Origin of the sequence: Mesorhizobium sp. B2-4-3 (genome assembly GCF_006442815.1) — a bacterium.
In the GTDB taxonomy this organism is placed as follows: domain Bacteria; phylum Pseudomonadota; class Alphaproteobacteria; order Rhizobiales; family Rhizobiaceae; genus Mesorhizobium.
Genome location: NZ_VFVL01000063.1, coordinates 1 through 8,239, shown reverse-complemented (window position 1 = coordinate 8,239; position 8,239 = coordinate 1). Strand labels below are relative to the sequence as shown.

Below are 8,239 nucleotides of genomic sequence, written 5' to 3'. Positions count from 1 at the left end.
GGACGTTTACGATATCGCGGCTCGCGCCGGCGTCGCCGACCATCTCGACGAACTTGCCCGCGAGATGCGTCAACGGCTGATTGTGATGCTGGGCGCGGGTACCGATAACGGACCGGCGCTCGTAACCACGGTCGTCAATCGACCGAAGATCGTTCGTGGATCGGATCCACTGCTCGCCGGGTTTCGTCCCTCGCGCGTGCCCGAGAAAGTGCTGCAGGCACGCCTGTTTGGAGGAAATGCCGCCGACCGCACTTCGGTCGAACGCATCGATCCGACGTGGGTCCATGGGCGCGACCGCGATCCGAGGATTTCCTCTCTGCGCGGGGCGACCGTCGCCGTTCTCGGATGCGGATCAGTCGGGGGACCTGTTGCGATGACCCTAGCGCGAGCCGGCGTTGGCAAGCTCATCCTCGTCGACAAGCAGACGTTGACGGGCGCCAATGTCGGCAGACACCCTCTCGGAGTCGGCTCGATCGGCGCGGCCAAGACAAGCGAACTCGCGAAACGCATCCGTTCGGACCTGCCGCACATCAAGGTGGAGTGTCATAACTCGCTCGTACAGGACCTTCTGCTTGGCGCCGACTGTCCCCTCGCCGGCGTCGACCTTATCGTCTCGGCACTCGGCGATTGGCCGAGCGAATCCCTTCTCGACGAATGGCAATCGGCCCTGACGCGACGCTTGCCGATCGTCTACGGTTGGACTGAACCACATGCCGCCGCCGGGCATGCTATTGTTGTCTTCGGCTCCACTGACCGCCTCCGCGACGGACTGGATGCCACCGGATCGCCGCACCTGATCGCTACACGTTGGATACATGAAACCCGCAGCTACGAACCCGCCTGCGGAGCGGCGTTCGACCCCTATGGCCCTGTCGAGTTGGGATTTATCACCTCGATGGTGGCGCAGACCGCACTCGACGCCCTTCTTGGTCAGGCGGCATCGGCCACACATCGCATCTGGCTCGCGCGCCGAACCTTTATTGAAGCTGCGGGCGGCACATGGAGCGACGAACTGCGGGCCATTGCTCCGGAAGCGCTCGACGGCGCAACCATGATCGAAAGACGATGGAGCCGTACCGCGAAGGATCTGGCGGCGTGATCTCCTTGGAAATTGGACAATCGGGGCAATCGCTCGCGTTCAGCGACGGCGTTCTCAAGCATTTCAACCTCCACCGTCAAAGGCACTTTTGGCAGAAGGAGGCCGGCGGACTTCTATTTGCCCGATTTCAGCTTCCGATGATCGATATCACCGTCGCTACCGGGCCGAGGCGTGGAGATCGCCGGTCCCGCTATACCTACCAGCCGGACGAACGGGCCGAACAGCGAGAGATCGACGACATGTTTTGGCGCGGGCTGCATTTCGTAGGCTGCTGGCATACGCATCCGGAGGAAATCGCATCGCCTTCGCATATCGACCGCCGGAATATCGCTGATTGCGTGCGTCGCTCCGATCACGCCCTGAATGGCTTCATCATGGTGATCGTGGGCAGGTCCCCGATTCCGGAGGGAATGTACGTCTCCGTGTGCGACCAATCTTCGGTCTACCAGTTAGAATTTTCGCGCAAAGCTGTGCCAATCGATGGTAGCGCATTCGGAGCGGGCGACCTTGCGTGCCAGGGGGGACGGAATGATCCAGCCGCTCGGGAGAACTGCAACGACGCAACACGAAGGAGCCTGATAGGTGAGGAAAATCGCCGACTGCTCCGGAGGTAGAGATGTTCGATATTGTGACAGCTAAGGACTTTTACACGGTGCTGGTCCAAAATTTCGACGACTTCATGGACGAACCGCACTCGGCGCGCCGGGCGTTGCATTGCGCCATCACTGCTTTTCACCTGCATGAATGGGTCTGGGGCGAGCGGCTGAGCAAGGATAAGGCTGCACGTGACAGGATGGGGATTCGACTAACGACAAAGACCAGTCCTGCAATGGATCGACCGTCACTGCGCCTGGTTCCGAGGCGTGCAGGACCTAGCAAATGGGACGAAGCATTTCGCACGCGGCAAAAGCTTCGACGCCAAGAATCGATGCCGCTGCCGCGCACGGCCGGCTATGCAAAGGGATGAAAGAAGGCTTCGGACGCTTCCTTCATTGGCGTCGGGGATGTGCACTCACGGGGACATTACTCAACCGCATTCCCCTGATGTGGGGCGCGGCCAGCAGGGCGACCTGCCTGCCCGAAAGGTCCCCCTTCATAGCAGAGGCGACTGCTCCAATGGCACTCCAGACCTCCGGCACGGCAATGAGTTTGATCACAGTGGATCTGACCCTGGCTACCGCAACAGCCAAGTCGTTATCGCCAAAGCCAGCAAGTCTGGCATCTCGTCTGAAATCCGTTCGATCGCCGATGCAGGCGTCGCTTAGGAACACCTCCTCCCATGTCGCCCCGGTCAGTCGGGCCTCGGCAGCCGCCCCCATGGCGGTGACGATCATCTTCGCTTGTCCTGAAATGGCTCGCTGCTCGGCCGTGCCAAGGGTCAATAGCCGGGCGTTGAATTCATCCGCAGAAATCGACCCGTCGCCCGGATAGGCCTGCGTGTAGGCAGCTGCCAGTACCTTGGATACGGCTGGCCCGTAGCAGATCGCCGCCGAGTTCAGCACAATCCTACCGTCTGCGCTGCGCCAACTGGGCCCAGTTCCGATCTGGATGCTATCGACCCCCATCTCGAAAAGGTATCCCATGTCCTCGGCGGCAAGCAGTCGGGCGACCGCGTGGCCTGCCTCGTGCACAGCCGTGATGCGGTCAATAGTTTTCCTTCGCGCCTGCGCTTGCGCGGCACGCCTAGCGGTGCGGTTCATGACGATCCCTAGTTCGTTGGTGTGCCCAGCCGTCTTTCGTTGTCGACCGGCTTAGCTACATAAAATGCTGACGTCGATTGCCGACACCTGCAACCCCAAAAACACCTATTCGACGAGGCGTTTGGGGAAGCTGCGGCATTCAAAGGGGGCACCCCTGGGTGCCCCCCTTTGCCGCGCGATGGGCTGCGCGCTCAGTTGCGCTGGACTTTCGGCCCCATCGGGTCCCACTCCTTCAAGAGAGCGGCGGCAGCTTCCTGCGGGAAGGAAAGCGCGTGCACACGCTGCCACGGCCAGACTTCCGGCGAGCAGATTTTGGTCAAGAGGGACGGCCCTCCGTTCTTGTCGAACATGTTCAGTCGCAGAACGCCACGGTCATCGTCGGGGTTCTCCTGGACGACATAGTCGACGACGAAGATGGCGTTCTCGCGGATACAGAGGCGTTCGGCGACTTCTGCGGAAAAACGGACGGGAAACGCGATAGGGAAGTCAGGCTGGTCGCCAACAGGCACCAGGACCTTCCTCATACGGGGTTCAGACTTGGGGGTAGATTCGGAATTGGGCATGCTTAGATCCTTTTGTTGGTAGGAGGCGGCTGCGCTCCCCGGGATTGGGGTACACGCTGGCAACCGCGGCATCGTCGAACGCCGCGTTGGTGTCAGTACTGTTGAGGGAGCCGCCCAAATGGCGGCTTCGAATTCGAGACCCTAGGAGAGCGTGCCTGGGTCGACAGGCAGCTCTGACCAGTCGAAAGCCTCGGCCGCCTTCTGGGAGCGATCACGCTCACGGAGATAGAGAACTTCCCAGCGCTGTCCGGTCCGTCGGTAGAAGCGAGCCAGGGCATCCAACGCCGGGTCGACATGCCCGAAAACATCGCGCTGGATATTCGCCTCCTTCATATCGGCGCCTTGCACGACCGGGACGAGCTTGCGGCCGCGCCGCAGCGGGTCGCCGTCGTACGCCATCTCCGGCTTCTGGGTCACGTCGTCCGGCAGGAAGAATACGGCGGGCCGCCAGTAGGTAGGGATCGACGGGAACCCAGGCACGAGCACGATCGCGGTCGCCCTGCGAGCGTACGTGCAGTAGTGCCCTGCGCGCACCAGACTCTCGTCTGCAAGATGCCAGCCATCGGGTGCGTTGCCTACGCCGAAGCGGAGGTCGAGGTCGCCGGGAGAAACGTACTTAGGCAACGGACGCGCATGCGCCGCGATAGCCTGCTTGATACGAGCGGTGATATCCAAGATTTGGTTCCTTTCTGTGCACGATAAATGACGTCGCTCACCGGGGTGGCGAGGGTCATATGCGTGCGAAAGAAAGGGCGCTCGTGAACATGGGCGCTCCTATACATAGGCGATCCAGGAGAGTCTAGATACCTCGCAATAAAAAGTTGACGAGCTGAATAGTTAATCTTGTTTATACGCAGTCGTTGCATTTTTACGGAGCTAAGCTGAAGCCCTCCCTATCGGGCCTCTATCCTCAGCGCAGTCAGCGTTTCGGGAGTGATCGTCCCGGTTACCTTCAAGGAGTAGTCTGCCTGCATGCGCAGCAGCCCGGCTCTCAACTCCGGATTCATCTCCCCGTCTATCTCGCCGTTGTAGTAGCCGAACGCGAGCAAGGCGAACTGGACCTCCTGGACGATCTCCTTGAACTTGTAGGCGTCGCCTGGAAGTGTCTTCAGCGGTGCCGGCGCTGGCGCGATGGCGGGCGCCTGGTAGGTCGGCGCGGGCATGGACGGGGCGCTATACAGCGGAGCGGGCTCACTCGGCGCTCGCGGGATGTAGGAATAGCCGCCGGTCGATGACCTATGACTCGAGTGAGAGCTGTGACTGCTGTGGCTGCTATGTCCGGCCAGCGTATACAGGTGGTCCAGCTTGAAGATATCGAAGAGGGATTTCGTCTTTGCGAGGTCGCCGTCCAACGTTGGTTTGGTCGGCAGCGCCTGTGCATTGGCTGGCAAGAACCCCGCCGCGAGCAGCGACGGTATCGCGAAAAGCCGCTTCTTCATTGAATAGCCCCCAAGTTGCTGTATCCGTGGTTGGGTGGATGCCACTCGAAAAATCCCCCGCACCGAGCTTTCAACGAGCATCCGTCGCATTCCTCCCGGTAAGCACGCTTCCAGTCGGAGATCGTGGCCGGCGCCAGATGGCGATATGGCTCCGGTACCGTGCAGAGCGGGAAATTGTATAGCCAAGCGTCAATCCCGCGGCTCCTCACGAGATCGACGGAAGGGCCGACAACATCGAAGCCTTCCGAACTGTCGTAGAAGAGCCTATTCCAGTTCATGCGGCCGTAGCCGATGTTCTCCATCTGCATGACTGCCCAGGTGCGGATGAAGGGAAGCGTCGACGCGATGAATCGTGCCAGACCAAGCAGCCCGTCGGCGTTCGGACGAATTAGCACCGTGCGAAGCTCTACCTGTGCACCGAGACGGCACATCAGAGCCAAGTTCTCCAAAAGCTTTCCGTGTGCGCCCGCCTTGCCAACGATCTCGTCATGCACGCCCGGATCCCGGGAATAGAGAGGGATACCCCAGACCACCCTGCCCCTGTTGATGTGGCCCATCGGGTCCCAATCGGCTTCTTCAAAGTGCTGGCCATTGGTCAGGACGTGAAAGGAAAGGTCCGGGCGCGCCAAAAGCACCCTCTCCAGAAATCGGAACAGCTGAGCCTTGAAAAGCGTCGGCTCGCCGCCGGAAATGCCGATCGTCGCGCCTTCCGGAGCGAGCAACGCCGCGGTCTCGAAATACGGGAAAAGGTCAACGTGGTGCTTCTTGGGCGGCTGGGAGCACATCACGCAAACCTGGTCGCATCGCTCCGTAACCAGGAAGGTGTTGTGCTGCGACGAGCTGCGGATAAGGCGGTCCGCGGTTCCGCGCCGCGGGTTCACGAGCAACACGTCTCCATCGACCTTGGAAGGATCGATGCCAAGGATTCGGATCGGACCGCCCTCGCCGACGTAGTCAGCCCCTTCCCGGCCGACGCGCTCAAGCGCGGCGTCGAAAGGATTCAGTTGTTCAGTCCTTTGCTCGCAGATCGCGGTCTCGAACGAGCGAAGCCGGACCACGAAAGGCTGGTCGGCGTTTGCTTCCACTTTGATGCGCAGGGGTATCATGGGTGCCCCGGCGCCATGTCGCCGGTCCATCGGGCAACGCCGAGCCAGGCGGCCAGGGAGGCGCGCGTCGGCTCATCATTTCGGTAGAGGACCTCAAAGACCTTGTCGAAGAGCGACAAGTGGCGGCCGCAGAACCATGTGTCAGGCCGCGGAACGTCAATCCGGCCATACCGGGAGATATCGTCGATGACGTCAGTGCCACAGAACGGCTGATAAGCGCAGTGGATGCAATCCGGATCGAAGTGGTTGAGTGCCCCCGAATTTAGAACGTCGACCTTCGCCCGGTCGATTCCAGTTCCGACGTCACCAATGCTGAGATCGATGCGGCCGATCCTGGACAGCATCCGGGCTTCGTCGGTCGGGTAGAAGCGACCGTCGTGATCTATCACGACATAGTCGGAGGCGAAGAAGTTCGGGTTCCGTATGTCGACGTGGTTGTCCGCATCGAACCGGAGCACGCGCTTCAGGCACTGGCTGAAGTAGTATTCCTCCATGAAACGCCCGGTCCGGTGATTGCGGGCGATTAGCAGGTCGATGAATTCGCAATGAAGGCGATTCCAGCGCGCAAGGACATTGTCACCCTGCTGGATCTTTCGCGCGAATCCTTGGTGGTTTATCGGGCGAAGATAGACTGACTGGATTCCATAGCGTTCGTAGTTGTCCAGCAGTGCCTCGAAGTCCGGCGGGTTGGCGACGTCCACCGTCGGCAATGCCGAGATCTTGCCCTTCGGATAGCGGGAAACGGCTGCCTCGAGATTTCGAAAGAAGGCGTCGGTGACTTCGGTTACATGCGTGCGTCGGCGCTCATGCGTTGCCCGGTCTCCGTCAAGGGAGGTGCTGATGACGGTGTCGTCGGCATCCAGGAAAGCCCATGCGCGCGGATCCAGTCGCTGCAGGTTCGTGCAGACAACGAACTGGGATTGGGAAAACTTTTCCCGACAGAAGTCGCGGACGGCCCCCAGCATGTCGACCCGCAACAGGGGCTCGCCACCCTGGAATTCGATCTTGATGTCGGGACCTTCCAGACTGTCGAGGAACGAAAGAACGCCGGCGAGGGTTTCGGCCGACCAGTCGAAGCCGCGGGCCTTTTCAGGAGCGCGGGAAACCTGGCAATAGCTGCAGGCGAGGTTGCAGCGGAGAGTCGGCACGAGGATGACGTAGTTCATTCTTGTCGGCCCCGACTGACGCCGCGCCCACCTGTAGGCAAACGAGGTCCAGTGAAGGTCGAACTCCTTGTCGAAGCCGTGATTTCCCTCCCTCAGGAACGTCTCATCGGCGGGAGACAGGTTGTCGGTGGCGTACCGATCCAGGAAGCCATGGCTGGACTTGAAGAACTCGCCCGCGTCATCGGAGAAAACCACCGAGCCGTCCGCCATCTCTCGGAACCTCAGCGGCCATACGTTCATCGTTTGGTCACCGCAGCGACTAGCGCTTGACGCATCACCAGGGTCTCAGCGTAGATCTTCTCGCGGTAGACGGTTTGCAGGACGTCTTTTCGAAGTCGTTCTGCAAGATCGCCCGATCGGCGTATTGATATCCTGCCTTCGCGCCATACGAAGCGGCATGCGGGGTAAAGTGCATGCAGGCGAAGCATCGCCGATTCGGCGTACTTTTCAAACTGTGGCGGAACATCCACCACAAAGTCTAATTCAACTGCATCAGACAATTTCTGTCGCGTCCCACTCGGCGGGATAATGCGCGGATAGATCAGAAAATCAACGGCATATTTTATGATGCGCTGACAGAACGATCTCAATGCGACGAGCTAGGCGCTCTCCCACGAGGGGCTGATATTCGCAAGGTCCGCTAAAATACTTAGGCGCCCTGCCTTATCACCCAGTGTCCCCCGTCGAAATCCCAACCGGAAACCGCTCTTGTTAAACACCTATCCGCTCGCTGAGCCAAATTGGATGTCGTGAAGAGAGTCTGGCTCCGGCGATAGTGCAGCCTTCACATGACCGAGGAAAATGACAGCGCCGGTTCCTGGTAGGTTGGCGTCGCCATTGCGTGGTACCTTTCGGCACGCTTGTATCTGTGACGCGCAAGCAAAGGGGGATCATTTGTCTGCTAGAAACGAAACGTCCGCCGGTCACGAAGCGAGCGACGCCGGCTGGCTTGATCTTCATTTCGAATCGTCTGCGTTATGCAGTATCTGATGCCGGCCGAGTTCGAGCTTGCCGTCGGCGAGGCCAGCCGCGTGTTGAAAGCCGGGCGGCATCTTCGCTGTTAAGGATTTCGATTCGACCATCCTGCAGATCCTGCCCATGGATCGGGCCCTGTTCGCGCGTTTCATGGCAGCCAGGCTCAAGGGGCTTCGCGACCGAGGCATGCT

Annotated in this window: 11 protein-coding genes; 3 read left to right on the top strand and 8 right to left on the bottom strand. The window is 60.2% G+C overall.

What is annotated here, in order from left to right:
- From FJ956_RS30205 to FJ956_RS30195, 3 genes are all read left to right on the top strand, one after another.
- A partial coding sequence (locus tag FJ956_RS30205; protein WP_140782016.1) for a ThiF family adenylyltransferase occupies positions 1–1,099 on the top strand: 1,099 nt, incomplete at its 5' end.
- On the top strand, positions 1,096–1,713 hold the full coding sequence (locus tag FJ956_RS30200; RefSeq protein ID WP_140684964.1) for a Mov34/MPN/PAD-1 family protein: 618 nt from the start codon (positions 1,096–1,098) through the stop codon (positions 1,711–1,713). The genes FJ956_RS30205 and FJ956_RS30200, both read left to right, overlap by 4 nt.
- A gap of 2 nt (positions 1,714–1,715) precedes the next feature.
- On the top strand, positions 1,716–2,066 hold the full coding sequence (locus FJ956_RS30195) for a hypothetical protein (RefSeq protein WP_140684965.1): 351 nt from the start codon (positions 1,716–1,718) through the stop codon (positions 2,064–2,066).
- Between the two features lie 22 nt (positions 2,067–2,088).
- Here the strand turns inward: FJ956_RS30195 and FJ956_RS30190 are convergent, their stop codons facing one another.
- The 8 genes from FJ956_RS30190 to FJ956_RS30740 form a co-directional block, all read right to left on the bottom strand.
- Positions 2,089–2,799 carry a hypothetical protein gene (locus tag FJ956_RS30190; protein WP_140684966.1) on the bottom strand — a complete coding sequence of 237 codons (711 nt, stop codon included), beginning with the start codon at positions 2,797–2,799 and terminating at the stop codon, positions 2,089–2,091.
- 191 nt (positions 2,800–2,990) lie between these two features.
- Positions 2,991–3,362, bottom strand: a complete 372-nt coding sequence (locus FJ956_RS30185; protein ID WP_140684967.1) for a hypothetical protein — start codon at positions 3,360–3,362, stop codon at positions 2,991–2,993.
- Between the two features lie 141 nt (positions 3,363–3,503).
- A complete protein-coding gene (locus FJ956_RS30180) occupies positions 3,504–4,037 on the bottom strand; it encodes a hypothetical protein (protein ID WP_140684968.1) in 534 nt (177 codons plus the stop codon).
- 218 nt (positions 4,038–4,255) lie between these two features.
- Complete coding sequence (gene hxsA / locus FJ956_RS30175; RefSeq protein WP_140782015.1) at positions 4,256–4,801, bottom strand: His-Xaa-Ser repeat protein HxsA; 546 nt, start codon at positions 4,799–4,801, stop codon at positions 4,256–4,258.
- Positions 4,798–5,907, bottom strand: coding sequence for a His-Xaa-Ser system radical SAM maturase HxsC (gene hxsC, locus FJ956_RS30170; RefSeq protein WP_140782014.1), 1,110 nt, complete (start codon positions 5,905–5,907; stop codon positions 4,798–4,800). Before hxsC ends, hxsA begins: the two co-directional genes overlap by 4 nt.
- A complete protein-coding gene (gene hxsB / locus FJ956_RS30165; RefSeq protein ID WP_140684989.1) occupies positions 5,904–7,313 on the bottom strand; it encodes a His-Xaa-Ser system radical SAM maturase HxsB in 1,410 nt (469 codons plus the stop codon). Before hxsB ends, hxsC begins: the two co-directional genes overlap by 4 nt.
- Positions 7,310–7,573, bottom strand: a complete 264-nt coding sequence (locus tag FJ956_RS30160) for a hypothetical protein (RefSeq protein ID WP_140684988.1) — start codon at positions 7,571–7,573, stop codon at positions 7,310–7,312. The genes hxsB and FJ956_RS30160 overlap by 4 nt, the downstream gene beginning before the upstream one ends.
- A 456-nt stretch (positions 7,574–8,029) precedes the next feature.
- On the bottom strand, positions 8,030–8,239 hold a 210-nt coding region (locus FJ956_RS30740), incomplete at its 5' end, for a hypothetical protein (protein WP_210243616.1).

What these genes read in the sequence shown, in the direction of transcription:
- FJ956_RS30190 (WP_140684966.1), bottom strand. Translation starts at nt 2,799, where the DNA reads ATGAACCGCACCGCTAGGCGTGCCGCGCAAGCGCAGGCGCGAAGGAAA.
- FJ956_RS30185 (WP_140684967.1), bottom strand. Translation starts at nt 3,362, where the DNA reads ATGCCCAATTCCGAATCTACCCCCAAGTCTGAACCCCGTATGAGGAAG.
- hxsC (WP_140782014.1), bottom strand. Translation starts at nt 5,907, where the DNA reads ATGATACCCCTGCGCATCAAAGTGGAAGCAAACGCCGACCAGCCTTTC.
- hxsB (WP_140684989.1), bottom strand. Translation starts at nt 7,313, where the DNA reads ATGAACGTATGGCCGCTGAGGTTCCGAGAGATGGCGGACGGCTCGGTG.
- FJ956_RS30195 (WP_140684965.1), top strand. Translation starts at nt 1,716, where the DNA reads ATGTTCGATATTGTGACAGCTAAGGACTTTTACACGGTGCTGGTCCAA.
- hxsA (WP_140782015.1), bottom strand. Translation starts at nt 4,801, where the DNA reads ATGAAGAAGCGGCTTTTCGCGATACCGTCGCTGCTCGCGGCGGGGTTC.